Annotated in this window: 15 protein-coding genes and 1 pseudogene; 15 read left to right on the top strand and 1 reads right to left on the bottom strand. The window is 52.7% G+C overall.

The window, feature by feature from the left end; translation table 11 throughout:
• Positions 1–3: 3 nt before the first annotated feature.
• Positions 4–1,287, bottom strand: coding sequence for a citrate synthase (locus tag ACT9TW_RS11625; protein WP_182060054.1), 1,284 nt, complete (start codon positions 1,285–1,287; stop codon positions 4–6).
• 639 nt (positions 1,288–1,926) lie between these two features.
• Here ACT9TW_RS11625 and sdhC point away from each other — a divergent pair.
• From sdhC to tolR, 15 genes and pseudogenes are all read left to right on the top strand, one after another.
• Positions 1,927–2,331 (top strand): succinate dehydrogenase cytochrome b556 subunit, encoded by a 405-nt coding sequence (sdhC, locus tag ACT9TW_RS11630; RefSeq protein ID WP_020684965.1) that lies wholly within the window; start codon positions 1,927–1,929, stop codon positions 2,329–2,331.
• Positions 2,325–2,672 carry a succinate dehydrogenase membrane anchor subunit gene (gene sdhD / locus ACT9TW_RS11635; protein ID WP_008501088.1) on the top strand — a complete coding sequence of 116 codons (348 nt, stop codon included), beginning with the start codon at positions 2,325–2,327 and terminating at the stop codon, positions 2,670–2,672. Before sdhC ends, sdhD begins: the two co-directional genes overlap by 7 nt.
• On the top strand, positions 2,672–4,438 hold the full coding sequence (gene sdhA / locus ACT9TW_RS11640) for a succinate dehydrogenase flavoprotein subunit (RefSeq protein ID WP_014069375.1): 1,767 nt from the start codon (positions 2,672–2,674) through the stop codon (positions 4,436–4,438). The genes sdhD and sdhA overlap by 1 nt, the downstream gene beginning before the upstream one ends.
• 15 nt (positions 4,439–4,453) lie before the next feature.
• Positions 4,454–5,170 carry a succinate dehydrogenase iron-sulfur subunit SdhB gene (sdhB, locus tag ACT9TW_RS11645; RefSeq protein ID WP_182060056.1) on the top strand — a complete coding sequence of 239 codons (717 nt, stop codon included), beginning with the start codon at positions 4,454–4,456 and terminating at the stop codon, positions 5,168–5,170.
• A 269-nt stretch (positions 5,171–5,439) separates the two neighbouring features.
• Positions 5,440–8,247: a 2-oxoglutarate dehydrogenase E1 component gene (gene sucA, locus ACT9TW_RS11650; protein ID WP_446492438.1), complete on the top strand. Its 2,808-nt coding sequence runs from the start codon at positions 5,440–5,442 to the stop codon at positions 8,245–8,247.
• Positions 8,248–8,261: 14 nt separating this feature from the next.
• Positions 8,262–9,482 (top strand): 2-oxoglutarate dehydrogenase complex dihydrolipoyllysine-residue succinyltransferase, encoded by a 1,221-nt coding sequence (gene odhB / locus ACT9TW_RS11655; protein ID WP_446492439.1) that lies wholly within the window; start codon positions 8,262–8,264, stop codon positions 9,480–9,482.
• A gap of 85 nt (positions 9,483–9,567) precedes the next feature.
• Positions 9,568–10,734 (top strand): ADP-forming succinate--CoA ligase subunit beta, encoded by a 1,167-nt coding sequence (gene sucC / locus ACT9TW_RS11660; protein ID WP_014069379.1) that lies wholly within the window; start codon positions 9,568–9,570, stop codon positions 10,732–10,734.
• A complete protein-coding gene (gene sucD, locus ACT9TW_RS11665) occupies positions 10,734–11,603 on the top strand; it encodes a succinate--CoA ligase subunit alpha (protein WP_182060059.1) in 870 nt (289 codons plus the stop codon). Before sucC ends, sucD begins: the two co-directional genes overlap by 1 nt.
• Before the next feature lie 732 nt (positions 11,604–12,335).
• Positions 12,336–13,904 carry a cytochrome ubiquinol oxidase subunit I gene (cydA, locus tag ACT9TW_RS11670; RefSeq protein ID WP_446492707.1) on the top strand — a complete coding sequence of 523 codons (1,569 nt, stop codon included), beginning with the start codon at positions 12,336–12,338 and terminating at the stop codon, positions 13,902–13,904.
• Positions 13,905–13,919: 15 nt separating this feature from the next.
• Positions 13,920–15,059 (top strand): cytochrome d ubiquinol oxidase subunit II, encoded by a 1,140-nt coding sequence (gene cydB / locus ACT9TW_RS11675; RefSeq protein ID WP_014069385.1) that lies wholly within the window; start codon positions 13,920–13,922, stop codon positions 15,057–15,059.
• A 14-nt stretch (positions 15,060–15,073) separates the two neighbouring features.
• On the top strand, positions 15,074–15,187 hold the full coding sequence (gene cydX, locus ACT9TW_RS11680; protein WP_182060060.1) for a cytochrome bd-I oxidase subunit CydX: 114 nt from the start codon (positions 15,074–15,076) through the stop codon (positions 15,185–15,187).
• On the top strand, positions 15,187–15,477 hold the full coding sequence (ybgE, locus tag ACT9TW_RS11685) for a cyd operon protein YbgE (RefSeq protein ID WP_182060061.1): 291 nt from the start codon (positions 15,187–15,189) through the stop codon (positions 15,475–15,477). The genes cydX and ybgE overlap by 1 nt, the downstream gene beginning before the upstream one ends.
• A gap of 153 nt (positions 15,478–15,630) precedes the next feature.
• A pseudogene (locus ACT9TW_RS11690) lies at positions 15,631–15,702 on the top strand (tol-pal system-associated acyl-CoA thioesterase); the annotation flags it as partial.
• Positions 15,699–16,391, top strand: coding sequence for a Tol-Pal system protein TolQ (tolQ, locus tag ACT9TW_RS11695; protein WP_182060062.1), 693 nt, complete (start codon positions 15,699–15,701; stop codon positions 16,389–16,391). The pseudogene ACT9TW_RS11690 and the gene tolQ, both read left to right, overlap by 4 nt.
• 3 nt (positions 16,392–16,394) lie before the next feature.
• Positions 16,395–16,823 carry a colicin uptake protein TolR gene (gene tolR, locus ACT9TW_RS11700; RefSeq protein WP_003858589.1) on the top strand — a complete coding sequence of 143 codons (429 nt, stop codon included), beginning with the start codon at positions 16,395–16,397 and terminating at the stop codon, positions 16,821–16,823.
• Positions 16,824–16,860 lie beyond the last annotated feature (37 nt).

Here is a 16,860-nt window from a genome sequence, read left to right on the forward strand (position 1 = left end):
ACATTAGCGCTTAATATCAGACTTAAAATCACGCTGCTCGTAGCCGGTATACAGCTGGCGAGGACGGGCGATTTTCATGCCTTCGCTGTGCATTTCGTTCCAGTGCGCAATCCAGCCCACAGTACGTGCCATGGCGAAGATCACGGTGAACATGGAAGACGGAATACCCATCGCTTTCAGGATGATACCAGAGTAGAAGTCTACGTTCGGGTAGAGTTTCTTCTCTATGAAGTACGGGTCGTTCAGCGCGATGTGTTCCAGCTCCATCGCCACTTCCAGCAGATCATCTTTGGTGCCCAGCTCTTTCAGCACTTCGTGACAGGTTTCACGCATCACGGTTGCGCGTGGGTCATAGTTTTTGTAAACACGGTGACCGAAGCCCATCAGACGGAAGGAGTCATTCTTGTCTTTCGCGCGACGCACGAATTCAGGAATGTGTTCAACGGAGCTGATCTCTTCCAGCATCTTCAGTGCCGCTTCGTTCGCGCCGCCGTGTGCCGGTCCCCACAGGGAGGCAATGCCCGCAGCGATACAGGCGAACGGATTCGCGCCTGAAGAGCCAGCGGTACGCACGGTTGAAGTAGAGGCGTTCTGCTCGTGGTCTGCGTGTAGGATCAGAATACGGTCCATGGCACGTTCCAGCACTGGGTTCACTTCGTACTCTTCGCACGGTGTGGAGAACATCATACGCAGGAAGTTACCGGCATAAGAGAGGTCGTTGCGCGGGTAAACGAACGGCTGACCGATAGAATATTTGTAACACATCGCTGCCATGGTTGGCATTTTGGACAGCAGACGGAACGCCGCGATGTCACGGTGACGTGGGTTATTCACGTCCAGGGAATCGTGGTAGAACGCCGCCAGCGCACCGGTAATACCGCACATCACCGCCATCGGGTGAGAGTCACGACGGAACGCATGGAACAGACGGGTGATCTGCTCATGGATCATGGTGTGGCGGGTAACGGTAGTTTTGAATTCATCGTATTGAGCCTGCGTCGGTTTTTCGCCGTTCAGCAGGATGTAGCACACTTCCAGATAGTTGGATTCGGTGGCTAACTGATCGATGGGGAAACCGCGGTGAAGCAGGATACCTTCGTCACCGTCAATGAAGGTGATTTTGGATTCGCAAGATGCGGTAGAGGTAAATCCAGGATCGAAGGTGAAAACACCTTTAGAACCCAGCGTACGGATATCAATAACATCCTGACCGAGCGTGCCTTTTAGCACATCCAGTTCAATAGCATTGTCACCACCCAGGGTGAGCTTTGCCTTTGTATCAGCCATTTACGGTCTCCTTAGCGCCTTATGCTTAAGACTGCTGTTCACCGGATTTGCATTCAGCTGTTAATCACCGTTACCAGATTGTTATTTGGCTTACCGCTCAGCTCACGAGGAGAAACCAGGGTACAGAGCTATGGCGCCTTGCAGGTAAACGGATGAAATATCAGTGAAAACACAGCAAATCAGCGTTTTTGCAGTCCGAATTATTCAAACCTGTATATCACTAATAACTGTCCTGATAACTTCGGTCAATACCATCACACTGTTACATAACTATTTGTCAGGTGAAAGAGAGACCTCATAACTTTTGCGCATTATATGCCTTTTCTGATGACGTTTGTAACAATATTGTTTAACATTTGTCAAATCAGATGATTAAAATTTAAAAAGATGTTGTTATCGTGACCCTGATCACTGTTCCAGAGAAAACCCGACAAACTGTATGTAGGTTAATTGTAATGATTTTGTGAACGGCCTATACTGCCGCCAGGTCTCCGGAACACCCTGCAATCCCGAGCCACCCAGCGTTGTAACGTGTCGTTTTAGCATTTGGAAGCAATGTTTTGCATGACGCGCAGTTATAGAAAAGGAACGCTGCTTGACCCGCATCGCAGTCCGGAGGAAGGAAACAATAAGAACAGCATGTGGGCGTTATTCATGATAAGAAATGTGAAAAAACAAAGACCTGTCAATCTGGATCTCAAAACGATCCGATTCCCTGTAACAGCAATAGCGTCCATTTTGCACCGTGTTTCTGGTGTGATTACGTTTGTGGCGGTCGGTATTCTGCTATGGTTGCTGGGAACCAGCCTCTCATCTCCTGAAGGATTCCTTCAGGCCTCTGCCATTATGAACAGCTTCTTCGTGAAATTTATCATGTGGGGCATTCTGACTGCGCTGGCATACCACGTTGTAGTGGGTGTTCGCCATATGCTGATGGACTTTGGCTATCTGGAAGAAACCTTCGAAGCCGGGAAACGCTCCGCTAACATTTCGTTTGTGATTACTGTCGTGCTTTCACTTCTCGCAGGAGTTCTCGTATGGTAAGCAACGCCTCCGCATTAGGACGCAACGGCGTACATGACTTCATTCTGGTTCGTGCTACCGCCATCGTTCTCACCCTTTACATCATCTATATGATTGGTTTCTTCGCGACCAGCGGTACGCTGACGTGGGAAATCTGGAGCGGATTCTTCGGATCTGCCTTCACCAAAGTGTTCACCCTGCTGGCCCTGTTCTCCATCCTTATTCATGCCTGGATTGGCATGTGGCAGGTGTTGACCGATTACGTTAAACCACTGGCTATTCGCCTTCCTCTGCAACTGGCTATCGTTGTTGCTCTGGTGGTTTACGTCATTTATGGATTCGTTGTGGTGTGGGGTGTGTAATGAAACTGCCAGTCAGAGAATTTGATGCTGTAGTAATTGGTGCTGGTGGCGCAGGTATGCGCGCAGCGCTGCAAATTTCCCAGAGCGGCCAGACTTGTGCGCTGCTCTCTAAAGTCTTCCCGACCCGTTCCCATACCGTTTCTGCGCAGGGTGGTATCACCGTTGCGCTCGGTAATACCCATGAAGATAACTGGGAATGGCACATGTACGATACGGTAAAAGGTTCCGATTACATCGGTGACCAGGATGCCATCGAATACATGTGTAAGACCGGCCCGGAAGCGATTCTGGAACTGGATCATATGGGTCTGCCGTTCTCCCGTCTGGAAAATGGCACCATCTATCAGCGTCCGTTTGGCGGCCAGTCGAAAAACTTCGGCGGTGAGCAGGCGGCACGTACTGCGGCGGCAGCTGACCGTACCGGTCACGCACTGCTGCACACTCTGTATCAGCAGAACCTGAAAAACCACACCACTATCTTCTCCGAGTGGTACGCGCTGGATCTGGTGAAAAACGCCGATGGCGCAGTTGTCGGTTGTACCGCGCTGTGCATCGAAACCGGTGAAGTGGTTTACTTCAAAGCCCGCGCAACCGTGCTGGCGACCGGCGGCGCAGGCCGTATTTATCAGTCCACCACTAACGCCCACATCAACACCGGTGACGGCGTTGGCATGGCTATCCGTGCTGGCGTACCGGTGCAGGATATGGAAATGTGGCAGTTCCACCCAACCGGTATCGCCGGTGCGGGCGTTCTGGTGACAGAAGGCTGCCGTGGTGAAGGTGGTTATCTGCTGAACAAACACGGTGAGCGCTTCATGGAGCGTTATGCCCCGAATGCGAAAGACCTGGCGGGTCGTGACGTGGTGGCGCGTTCCATCATGATCGAAATCCGTGAAGGCCGCGGCTGTGACGGCCCATGGGGTCCTCACGCCAAGCTGAAACTGGATCACCTGGGTAAAGAGGTTCTGGAATCCCGTCTGCCTGGCATCCTGGAGCTGTCCCGTACCTTCGCCCACGTTGACCCGGTAAAAGAACCGATTCCGGTTATCCCAACCTGTCACTACATGATGGGCGGTATTCCGACCAAAGTTACCGGTCAGGCACTGACCGTGAACGAGCAGGGCGAAGATGTGGTTATCCCTGGCCTGTTCGCGGTAGGTGAAATTGCCTGCGTATCCGTACACGGTGCCAACCGTCTGGGCGGTAACTCACTGCTCGACCTGGTGGTATTTGGCCGTGCGGTGGGTCTGCATCTGCAAGAGTCGATTGCTGAACAGGGCGACCTGCTTGACGCGACCGACGCTGAAATCGATGCCTCTCTCGAACGTCTGAACCGCTGGAACGGTAACCGTAACGGTGAAGATCCGGTGGAAATCCGTAAAGCGCTTCAGGAATGTATGCAGCACAACTTCTCGGTATTCCGTGAAGGTGATGCGATGGCGAAAGGGCTTGAGCAGCTGAAAGCGATCCGCGAGCGTCTGAAAAATGCCCGTCTGGACGACACCTCCAGCGAGTTCAACACCCAGCGCGTTGAGTGTCTGGAGCTGGATAACCTGATGGAAACCGCTTACGCCACTGCGGTGTCGGCAAACTTCCGTACCGAGAGCCGTGGGGCACATAGCCGCTTCGACTTCCCGGATCGTGATGACGAAAACTGGCTGTGCCATTCCCTGTATCTGCCAGAGTCGGAGTCCATGACGCGTCGTAGCGTCAATATGGAACCGAAACTGCGTCCGGCGTTCCCGCCGAAGATTCGTACTTATTAATGCGGAGACAGGACAATGAAACTCGAATTCTCAGTTTATCGTTATAACCCGGATGTAGACGATGCTCCGCACATGCAGGATTACACCCTGGAAGCGGAAGAAGGTCGCGACATGATGCTGCTGGATGCCTTAATGCAGCTTAAAGAAAAAGATCCGACACTGTCGTTCCGTCGTTCGTGCCGTGAAGGGGTGTGTGGCTCTGATGGCGTGAACATGAACGGCAAAAATGGTCTGGCCTGCATCACACCAATTTCCGCGTTGCAGCGCCCGGGTCAGAAAATTGTTATCCGTCCTCTGCCAGGCCTGCCGGTTGTGCGTGATTTGGTGGTGGACATGGGGCAATTCTATGCACAATATGAGAAGATTAAGCCTTACTTATTGAATAATGGGCAAAATCCACCCGCTCGTGAGCACTTACAGTCTCCTGAGCAGCGTGAAAAACTCGATGGGTTGTACGAGTGTATTCTCTGTGCATGTTGTTCGACGTCTTGCCCATCGTTCTGGTGGAACCCGGACAAATTTATCGGCCCGGCGGGTCTGCTGGCTGCCTATCGCTTCCTGATCGATAGCCGCGATACCGAAACCGATAGCCGTCTGGAAGGACTGAGTGACGCTTTCAGCGTATTCCGCTGCCATAGCATCATGAACTGCGTCAGTGTTTGTCCTAAGGGGCTGAACCCTACGCGCGCCATCGGCCATATTAAGTCGATGTTGTTGCAGCGCAGTGCATAAGTAGTGAGAGGGGAGCGCTGTTCCCCTCACCCTAACCCTCTCCCACAGGGAGAGGGAATAGATTGCAGGAAATCTTTAAAAACTGCCGACGACCTTCCCCCTCTCCCTGTGGGAGAGGGGCGGGGTGAGGGGAAACCCTTAAGACAGTTTCTAAAGGTTCCTTCGCGGGCCAAATGAAAAGAGCTCGCAGGTGAACCCCGGCACGTACACGTGGTGTGCGTGGTAGTTTCTACGGCGAAAGTAAGCATAAAAATGCTTAAGGGATCACGATGCAGAACGGCGCAATGAAAGCCTGGCTGGACTCTTCTTTCCTTTCTGGTGCGAACCAGAGCTGGATCGAACAGCTCTATGAAGACTTCTTAACCGATCCTGACTCAGTGGACGCAAACTGGCGTTCCATGTTCCAGGAGTTGCCTGGCACGGGAGTCAAACCGGATCAATTCCACTCCAAAACACGTGATTATTTCCGCCGTCTGGCGAAGGATGCCTCACGTTACTCTTCTGCGATTTCCGACCCTGACACCAATGCGAAGCAGGTTAAAGTCCTGCAACTTATCAATGCTTACCGCTTCCGTGGTCACCAGCACGCGAATCTCGATCCGCTGGGACTGTGGCAGCAAGACCGTGTAGCGGATCTTGATCCGGCTTATCACGATCTGACCGAGGCTGATTTCCAGGAAAGCTATAACGTAGGTTCTTTTGCTATCGGCAAAGACACGATGAAGCTGGGCGATCTGATTGATGCGCTCAAGCAAACCTATTGCGGCTCCATCGGCGCGGAATACATGCACATTACCTCTACAGAAGAAAAACGCTGGATCCAGCAGCGTATTGAATCTGTGGCAGGCCATGCGACCTTCTCTGTTGAAGAGAAAAAACGCTTCCTGAGTGAACTGACCGCAGCAGAAGGCCTAGAGCGCTATCTGGGCGCGAAATTCCCGGGCGCAAAACGCTTCTCGCTGGAAGGCGGCGATGCATTAGTGCCAATGCTCAAAGAGCTGATTCGCCACGCAGGTAACAGCGGTACCCGTGAAGTGGTACTGGGCATGGCGCACCGTGGTCGTCTGAACGTACTGATCAACGTGCTGGGTAAAAAGCCGCAGGATCTGTTCGACGAATTCGCGGGCAAACATAAAGAACATCTCGGTACCGGTGACGTGAAGTACCACATGGGCTTCTCGTCTGATATCGAAACCCAGGGTGGCCTGGTTCACCTGGCGCTGGCGTTTAACCCGTCGCACCTGGAGATCGTCAGCCCGGTGGTTATCGGTTCCGTGCGTGCGCGCCTGGATCGTCTGGACGAGCCAAGCAGCAACAAAGTTCTGCCAATCACCATTCACGGTGACGCAGCCGTAACCGGGCAGGGCGTGGTTCAGGAAACCCTGAACATGTCCAAAGCGCGTGGTTACGAAGTGGGCGGTACGGTTCGCATCGTTATCAACAACCAGGTGGGCTTCACCACGTCTAACCCACTGGATGCGCGTTCTACCCCGTACTGCACCGACATCGGCAAAATGGTACAGGCACCTATCTTCCACGTTAACGCAGATGACCCGGAAGCCGTTGCTTTCGTGACCCGCCTGGCGCTGGACTTCCGTAACACGTTCAAACGCGATGTGTTCATCGACCTGTTCTGTTACCGCCGTCATGGCCACAACGAAGCTGATGAGCCAAGTGCAACCCAGCCGTTGATGTACCAGAAAATCAAAAAACACCCAACGCCGCGCAAAATCTATGCTGACAAGCTGGAAGCGGAAAAATTGTCCTCGCTGGAAGATGCGACCGAAATGGTCAACCTCTACCGCGACGCGCTGGATGCGGGTGAATGCGTAGTGAAAGAGCTGCGCCCAATGAACATGCACTCCTTTACCTGGTCGCCATACCTCAACCACGAGTGGGATGAGAGCTACCCGAACAAGGTTGAGATGAAGCGTCTGCAAGAGCTGGCAAAACGTATCAGCACTGTGCCAGAAGCTATTGAGATGCAGTCTCGTGTGCAGAAAATCTATTCCGACCGTCAGTCTATGGCGGCAGGTGAGAAGCTGTTCGACTGGGGTGGTGCTGAAAACCTGGCTTATGCAACGCTGGTTGACGAGGGTATCCCTGTTCGTCTGTCCGGTGAAGATGCGGGCCGTGGCACCTTCTTCCACCGTCATGCCGTGGTGCATAACCAGACCAACGGTTCTACCTATACCCCGCTGCAGCACGTACATAACGGCCAGGGCCAGTTCAAGGTCTGGGACTCGGTACTGTCTGAAGAAGCGGTGCTGGCATTTGAATACGGCTACGCCACCGCAGAACCACGCACCCTGACCATCTGGGAAGCGCAGTTCGGTGACTTCGCCAACGGTGCGCAGGTGGTTATCGACCAGTTTATCTCCTCCGGCGAGCAGAAGTGGGGCCGTATGTGTGGCCTGGTGATGCTGCTGCCGCACGGTTATGAAGGGCAGGGGCCGGAGCACTCCTCCGCGCGTCTGGAGCGTTATCTGCAACTCTGTGCTGAACAGAACATGCAGGTGTGCGTGCCGTCTACCCCGGCTCAGGTTTACCACATGCTGCGTCGTCAGGCGCTGCGCGGGATGCGTCGTCCGCTGGTGGTGATGTCTCCGAAATCGCTGCTGCGTCATCCGCTGGCAGTATCCAGCCTGGATGAACTGGCTAACGGCACCTTTATGCCAGCCATCGGCGAGATTGACGAGCTGGATCCGAAAGCCGTGAAGCGCGTCGTAATGTGTTCTGGTAAGGTTTATTACGACCTGCTGGAACAGCGCCGCAAGAACAATCAGAAAGATGTCGCCATCGTGCGTATCGAACAGCTTTATCCATTCCCGCATCAGGCGATGCAGGAAGTGCTGAAACAATATGCTCACGTTCATGATTTTGTCTGGTGCCAGGAAGAGCCGCTTAACCAGGGCGCATGGTACTGCAGCCAGCATCATTTCCGTGAAGTGATTCCATTTGGGTCTGCCCTGCGTTACGCAGGTCGCCCGGCCTCCGCCTCTCCGGCGGTAGGGTATATGTCCGTTCACCAGAAGCAGCAACAAGATCTGGTCAATGACGCGCTGAACGTCGATTAATTAAAGGATACATAATGAGTAGCGTAGATATTCTTGTTCCCGACCTGCCTGAGTCTGTAGCAGATGCGACCGTCGCCACCTGGCACAAAAAACCGGGCGATGCCGTTAAGCGCGATGAAGTGCTGGTAGAAATCGAAACTGACAAAGTGGTACTGGAAGTACCGGCTTCGGCGGATGGTGTTCTGGATGCAGTGCTGGAAGATGAAGGCACGACCGTAACCTCTCGTCAGATTCTGGGACGCCTGCGTGAAGGCAACAGCACGGGCAAAGAGTCCAGCGCGAAATCTGAAGAGAAAGCCTCTACCCCAGCGCAGCGCCAGCAGGCCTCCCTGGAAGAGCAGAGCAACGACGCGCTCAGCCCGGCGATCCGTCGCCTGCTGGCAGAGCACAACCTGGACGCGGCTGCCATTAAAGGCACCGGTGTGGGTGGTCGTCTGACGCGCGAAGACATTGAGAAACACCTGGCGAAAGCACCTGCCAAAGCAGAAGCTAAAGCCCCTGCGGCAGCACCAGCGGCACAGCCTGCTCTGGGCGCGCGCAGCGAAAAACGTGTACCGATGACCCGTCTGCGTAAGCGTGTGGCTGAGCGTCTGCTGGAAGCGAAAAACTCCACCGCGATGCTGACCACCTTCAACGAAGTGAACATGAAGCCAATCATGGACCTGCGTAAGCAGTACGGTGACGCGTTTGAAAAACGTCACGGTATCCGTCTGGGCTTTATGTCCTTCTACGTGAAAGCGGTTGTTGAAGCGCTGAAACGCTACCCGGAAGTGAACGCATCTATCGATGGCGATGATGTGGTTTACCACAACTATTTCGACGTCAGCATGGCGGTTTCTACTCCACGTGGTCTGGTAACCCCAGTTCTGCGTGATGTGGATACTCTGGGTATGGCTGACATCGAGAAAAACATTAAAGAGCTGGCAGTGAAAGGCCGCGACGGTAAGCTGACCGTAGACGACCTGACCGGCGGTAACTTCACTATTACCAACGGCGGCGTATTCGGGTCACTGATGTCCACGCCAATCATCAACCCACCGCAGAGTGCGATCCTCGGAATGCACGCCATCAAAGATCGTCCGATGGCGGTAGACGGTAAAGTTGAGATCCTGCCAATGATGTACCTGGCGCTCTCTTACGATCACCGTCTGATCGATGGCCGCGAGTCCGTAGGCTTCCTGGTAGCCATTAAAGAGCTGCTGGAAGATCCAACGCGTCTGCTGCTCGACGTCTAGTTTTAGCAGTCTTGCCCGGCGGTGCTGAGCTTGCCGGGCCTACAAAAGCAATACCTAACGATTACCTGAAGGATGGATAGAACACATGAACTTACATGAATATCAGGCCAAACAGCTGTTTGCCCGGTATGGCTTACCGGCTCCGGTGGGTTATGCCTGTACTACCCCGCGTGAAGCAGAAGAAGCCGCATCTAAAATCGGTTCCGGCCCTTGGGTAGTTAAATGTCAGGTTCACGCTGGTGGCCGTGGTAAAGCGGGCGGTGTGAAGGTTGTTAAGAGCAAAGAAGAGATCCGTGCTTTTGCTGAACATTGGCTCGGCAAGCGCCTGGTAACTTATCAAACAGATGCGAACGGCCAGCCTGTTAACCAGATCCTGGTAGAAGCGGCGACCGATATCGCAAAAGAACTGTACCTCGGCGCAGTTGTAGACCGTAGCTCCCGTCGCGTGGTGTTCATGGCGTCTACTGAAGGCGGCGTGGAAATCGAAAAAGTGGCAGAAGAAACCCCTCATCTGATCCACAAAGTGGCCATTGATCCGCTGGCAGGCCCAATGCCTTACCAGGGTCGTGAGCTGGCGTTCAAACTGGGTCTGGAAGGTAAACTGGTTCAACAGTTCACCAAGATCTTCATGGGGCTGGCGACTATCTTCCTGGAGCGCGATTTGGCTCTGATCGAAATCAACCCGCTGGTTATCACCACGCAGGGCGATCTGATCTGCCTCGACGGTAAACTGGGCGCTGACGGCAACGCACTGTTCCGCCAGCCGGATCTGCGCGAAATGCGCGACCAGTCTCAGGAAGACCCGCGTGAAGCTCAGGCTGCACAGTGGGAACTGAACTACGTTGCACTTGATGGCAACATCGGCTGCATGGTTAACGGTGCGGGCCTGGCAATGGGCACCATGGACATCGTTAAGCTGCACGGTGGTGAGCCAGCGAACTTCCTCGACGTAGGCGGTGGCGCAACCAAAGAGCGCGTAACCGAAGCGTTCAAAATCATTCTCTCTGACGACAATGTGAAAGCCGTTCTGGTTAACATCTTCGGCGGTATCGTACGTTGCGACCTGATCGCTGACGGTATCATCGGCGCGGTGGCAGAAGTGGGCGTTAACGTCCCGGTTGTTGTGCGTCTGGAAGGTAACAACGCTGAACTCGGCGCGAAAAAATTGGCTGACAGCGGCCTGAATATTATTGCAGCGAAAAGTCTGACGGATGCAGCTCAGCAGGTTGTTGCCGCAGTGGAGGGGAAATAATGTCAGTTTTAATTAATAAAGATACCAAGGTTATCTGCCAGGGCTTCACCGGTAGCCAGGGGACTTTCCACTCCGAGCAGGCGATTGCCTACGGTACGCAGATGGTTGGCGGTGTAACGCCAGGTAAAGGCGGTACAACTCACCTGGGTCTGCCAGTGTTCAACACCGTACGCGAAGCAGTAGAAGCGACGGGTGCAACCGCGACCGTTATCTACGTTCCGGCGGCATTCTGCAAAGATTCCATTCTGGAAGCGATCGACGCAGGCATCAAACTGATCATCACTATCACCGAAGGCATCCCGACCCTGGATATGCTGACTGTGAAAGTGAAGCTGGATGAAGCTGGCGTGCGTATGATTGGCCCGAACTGCCCAGGTGTTATCACCCCGGGCGAGTGCAAAATCGGCATCATGCCAGGCCACATTCACAAACCGGGCAAAGTGGGTATCGTTTCCCGCTCTGGTACCCTGACCTATGAAGCGGTTAAGCAGACCACTGACTACGGTTTCGGCCAGTCCACCTGTGTGGGCATCGGTGGTGACCCGATCCCTGGCTCTAACTTCATCGACATTCTGAAGCTGTTCCAGGAAGACCCGCAGACTGAAGCGATCGTGATGATCGGTGAAATCGGCGGTAGCGCAGAAGAAGAAGCCGCTGCGTACATCAAAGATCACGTGACCAAGCCTGTTGTGGGCTACATCGCGGGCGTAACTGCGCCGAAAGGCAAACGTATGGGCCACGCAGGCGCAATCATCGCGGGCGGTAAAGGTACAGCGGATGAGAAATTCGCTGCACTGGAAGCTGCTGGTGTGAGAACTGTGCGCAGCCTGGCCGATATCGGCGAAGCACTGAAATCCATCATTAAGTAAGTCCTCTCTGCTCCCAGGACTGGGAGCTTTGAAATAAAAATGTCCGTTTCGACATGGTTGGCCGCTGAAAAGCGGCCTTTTTTATTACGCGCGGTCTGTCATGAAATAGTCACAAACTGGTGTTAATTTACGGACTTATAAAGGTAAAATATTTGTTATTTATTTGCGTTAAAGAAAGCGAGTGGAAAAATACGTAAGACCAACTAAAATTAATGTCCTGCCTGTCTCCACATGCCTGCGTCACAATAGTTAATCAAAATCACCTCTGTTTATATTAATTATCCCATTCGATAACTTCAGATGTATTTACGTATACATATATTTAACATGGTTTTTACTCTGTTTACCGTAGCGGTACACAATTAACATAAAGCCTTAATTTTGATTTAAATCAATGTTTAATATTTGGAAAAAGGCACCAAAAAGCGCTAAATTGTGCCAGATCAAAATGGCTGAAAAGTGGTAGTTTTGCTATAAGTTGATCACCGTCGTAAAACGTAAATGTGATTCAATAAAAACCTGTTTATTGTAAGGGTTTTGCAGCGTATTATATTTGCGGGATCAATTTGGGTTTTTTATTAACGTATTTGCAACTTTTCATCACTGCTTTTTCCTCTCGTAGCGAATAAGGACTGAAGAAGGGAAGCAGATAACTTTGTATTGGGGCATGTGTGTGGATCTCTCTTACGGGGTTCACTCTCGGAGTCTTCATGCGATGAGCAAGGAGTCATGATGTTAGATATAGTCGAACTGTCGCGCTTACAGTTTGCCTTGACCGCGATGTACCACTTCCTGTTTGTGCCACTGACGCTCGGTATGGCGTTCCTGCTGGCCATCATGGAAACGGTCTACGTCCTCTCCGGCAAACAGATTTATAAAGATATGACCAAGTTCTGGGGCAAGTTGTTTGGTATCAACTTCGCACTGGGCGTGGCTACCGGTTTGACCATGGAGTTCCAGTTCGGGACTAACTGGTCTTATTATTCCCACTACGTTGGGGATATCTTCGGTGCGCCGCTGGCCATTGAAGGTCTGATGGCCTTCTTCCTCGAATCCACCTTTGTAGGTCTGTTCTTCTTCGGTTGGGACCGTCTGGGCAAAGTCCAGCATATGGCGGTAACCTGGCTTGTGGCATTGGGTTCCAACCTGTCCGCACTGTGGATCCTGGTGGCGAACGGCTGGATGCAAAACCCAATCGCATCTGATTTCAACTTCGAAACCATGCGAATGGAGATGGTCAGCTTTGCCGAGCTGGTCCTGAACCCGGTAGCCCAGGTTAAATTCGTTCACACCGTGGCATCTGGCTACGTTTGTGGTGCGATGTTCGTTCTGGGTATCAGCTCCTACTATATGCTGCGCGGCCGTGACTTTGCTTTCGCTAAGCGCTCCTTTGCTATCGCTGCTAGCTTCGGTATGGCTGCAATCCTCTCCGTTATCGTACTGGGTGATGAATCCGGTTACGAAATGGGTGACGTGCAGAAAACCAAACTGGCTGCCATCGAAGCTGAGTGGGAAACCCAACCGGCTCCGGCTGCCTTTACCCTGTTCGGTATCCCGGATCAGGATGCGCAGCAAAACCACTTCTCGATTCAAATCCCTTACGCGCTGGGCATCATCGCAACCCGCTCCGTCGACAAACAGGTTACTGGCCTGAAAGATCTGATGGTGCAGCATGAAGGCCGTATCCGTAATGGTATGAAAGCTTACTCACTGCTGGAACAGCTGCGTGCCGGTTCTACCGATCAGGCTATACGCGATCAGTTCAACAGCGTGAAGAAAGACCTGGGTTATGGGCTGCTGCTCAAACGCTATACCCCGAACGTCTCTGACGCGACGGAAGCGCAAATCCAGCAGGCCACTAAAGACTCCATTCCACGCGTAGCGCCGTTGTATTTCGCGTTCCGTATCATGGTGGGCTGCGGCATCCTGATGCTGCTTATCATCGCGGCGTCCTTCTGGTCTGTTATTCGTAACCGTGTCGGTCAGAAAAAATGGCTGCTGCGTACCGCGATGTACGGTATCCCACTGCCGTGGATTGCTATCGAATCCGGTTGGTTTGTGGCGGAATATGGCCGTCAGCCATGGGCGATAGGTGAGGTGCTGCCAACGGCGGTAGCGAACTCCTCCCTGACAGCGGGCGATCTGATCTTCTCCATGCTGCTGATTTGTGGTCTGTATACCCTGTTCCTGGTGGCTGAACTGTTCCTGATGTTCAAGTTCGCGCGCCTTGGCCCAAGCAGCCTGAAAACCGGTCGCTATCACTACGAGCAGTCTGCTGCGACTACTCAGCCGGCACGCTAAGACAGGAGTCATCAAATGATCGATTATGAAGTATTGCGTTTTATCTGGTGGCTGCTGGTTGGTATTTTGCTGATTGGCTTTGCTGTCACCGACGGTTTCGACATGGGGGTGGGGATGCTCACCCGTTTCCTCGGTCGTAATGACACCGAGCGTCGAATTATGATCAACTCCATTGCCCCGCACTGGGACGGTAACCAGGTGTGGCTCATCACTGCTGGCGGAGCGCTGTTCGCCGCCTGGCCGATGGTCTACGCGGCTGCGTTCTCCGGCTTCTATGTGGCGATGATTTTGGTGCTGGCGTCTTTATTCTTCCGTCCGGTGGGTTTCGACTACCGTTCCAAGATTGAAGACACCCGCTGGCGCAACATGTGGGACTGGGGCATCTTCATTGGTAGCTTTGTTCCACCGCTGGTGATTGGTGTGGCGTTCGGTAACCTGTTGCAGGGTGTTCCGTTCCACATTGATGAGTACATGCGTCTTTACTACACCGGTAACTTCTTCCAGCTGCTGAATCCGTTTGGTCTGCTGGCGGGCGTGGTGAGTGTGGCGATGATCATTACTCAGGGCGCGACTTACCTGCAAATGCGTACGGTAGGTGAACTGCATCTGCGTTCACGTGCAACCGCTCAGTTGGCTGCCCTGGTGACGCTTGTTTGCTTCGCACTGGCCGGTGTCTGGGTGGTGTACGGTATTGATGGCTACGTGGTGACTTCTGCGATGAACCATGCTGCGCCGTCTAACCCGCTGACGAAAGAAGTTGTGCGTCAGGCTGGTGCCTGGATGACTAACTTCAACAATATGCCTGTGCTGTGGGTTATCCCGGCTCTGGGTGTTCTGTTGCCGTTGCTGACTGTACTGACGTCCCGTCTGGAAAAAGGCGCTCTGGCGTTTGTGTTCTCTTCACTGACGCTGGCGTGCATCATTCTGACGGCGGGTATCGCGATGTTCCCATTCGTTATGCCGTCCAGCACCATGATGAACGCAAGTCTGACCATGTGGGATGCAACGTCTAGCCAGCTGACACTGAACCTGATGACGTATGTTGCGTGTGTGTTCGTACCGATTATCCTGCTCTACACCACCTGGTGTTACTGGAAAATGTTCGGTCGTATCACGAAAGAAGACATTGAACGCAACACTCATTCCCTGTACTAAGTAAGGAGCTGAATATGTGGTATTTCGCATGGATTTTGGGGACGCTTCTTGCCTGTGCATTTGGCATCATTACTGCCCTGGCGCTTGAGCACGTTGAAGCGTCCAAAGCGGGTGACGAAAAACACTAATGAACATTATCGCGATGCTTTACGCGGTAATGGATAAGCGCCCGTTAAGGGCGCTTTCTTTAGTGATGGCATTACTGCTGGCAGGTTGTATTTTCTGGGACCCTTCGCGTTTTGCAGCGAAGACCAGCGAGCTCGAGATCTGGCACGGTTTGTTCATCATGTGGGCCGTGTGCGCAGGTGTTATTCACGGCGTTGGCTTTCGTCCGAAAGCCATTCACTGGCAGGGTATTTTCTGCCCGCTGATTGCCGATCTGGTGCTTCTCGCTGGGCTGATTTTCTTCTTCTTCTGAATAAGAAATGTCCGTTAATCATATGGGCTTACCCGAGCCCATAAAAATTTACTCTCCGTTTACTTTCTCCCATTCCAAACCACCTTTCCCGCGCGTATAGTAGCGAAGTTTAAAAGAGTTAACTTTTGTTGCATTACCGGGATGTAAAGTGAAGTCTGTGTTGATCCACTCATCATGAAGCCTCGTGCGCTTCCTAAGTCTATTGTCGCGGAGTTTAAGCAGTGACTGACATGAATATCCTTGATTTGTTCCTGAAGGCAAGCCTTCTGGTTAAACTTATCATGTTGATTTTGATTGGTTTTTCAATCGCATCCTGGGCCATCATCATCCAGAGAACGCGTATCCTCAATGCCGCTAGCCGCGAGGCTGAAGCGTTTGAAGACAAGTTCTGGTCTGGTATCGAACTTTCCCGTTTGTATCAGGAAAGCCAGGGGCGTCGGGATAACCTCGCAGGCTCCGAACAAATTTTTTACAGCGGTTTCAAAGAATTTGCCCGTTTGCATCGTGCTAATAGCCATGCGCCGGAAGCGGTTGTTGAAGGTGCGTCGCGTGCGATGCGCATTTCCATGAACCGTGAACTGGAAACCCTTGAAACGCATATTCCTTTCCTTGGCACAGTAGGTTCCATCAGCCCGTATATCGGCCTGTTCGGTACGGTGTGGGGGATTATGCACGCCTTTATCGCCCTGGGTGCGGTGAAGCAGGCGACATTGCAGATGGTTGCTCCGGGTATTGCAGAAGCACTGATCGCGACCGCTATCGGTCTGTTCGCCGCTATCCCGGCGGTTATGGCGTATAACCGTCTGAATCAGCGTGTGAACAAACTGGAACTGAACTACGACAACTTTATGGAAGAGTTCACCGCGATTCTGCACCGTCAGGCGTTTACCAGCACCGAGAGTAACAAGGGGTAAACCATGGCCAGATCGCGTGGACGAGGTCGTCGCGAGCTCAAGTCCGAAATCAATATCGTTCCGCTGCTGGACGTACTGTTAGTGCTGCTGCTTATCTTTATGGCAACAGCGCCGATAATCACCCAGAGCGTGGAAGTGGATCTGCCGGATGCGACAGAATCACAGGCGGTAAGCACCAATGACGATCCTCCGGTTATCATTGAGGTTTCCGGCGTAGGGCAATACAGCGTGGTGGTAGAAAAAGATCGTATGGATCAGTTACCGCCAGAGCAGGTGATTGCTGAAGCGCAGCGCCGCCTGGAGTCAAATCCGAAGACGGTCTTCTTAATCGGTGGTGCGAAAGATGTGCCTTACGATGAAATTATAAAAGCGCTGAACTTGCTCCATAGCGCGGGCGTTAAGTCTGTTGGCTTAATGACGCAGCCTATTTGATCACCTGCTAGCAGTGGGATACGAGTTTTTGGGAACC

It is taken from the genome of Enterobacter sp. C4G1 (genome assembly GCF_052886895.1).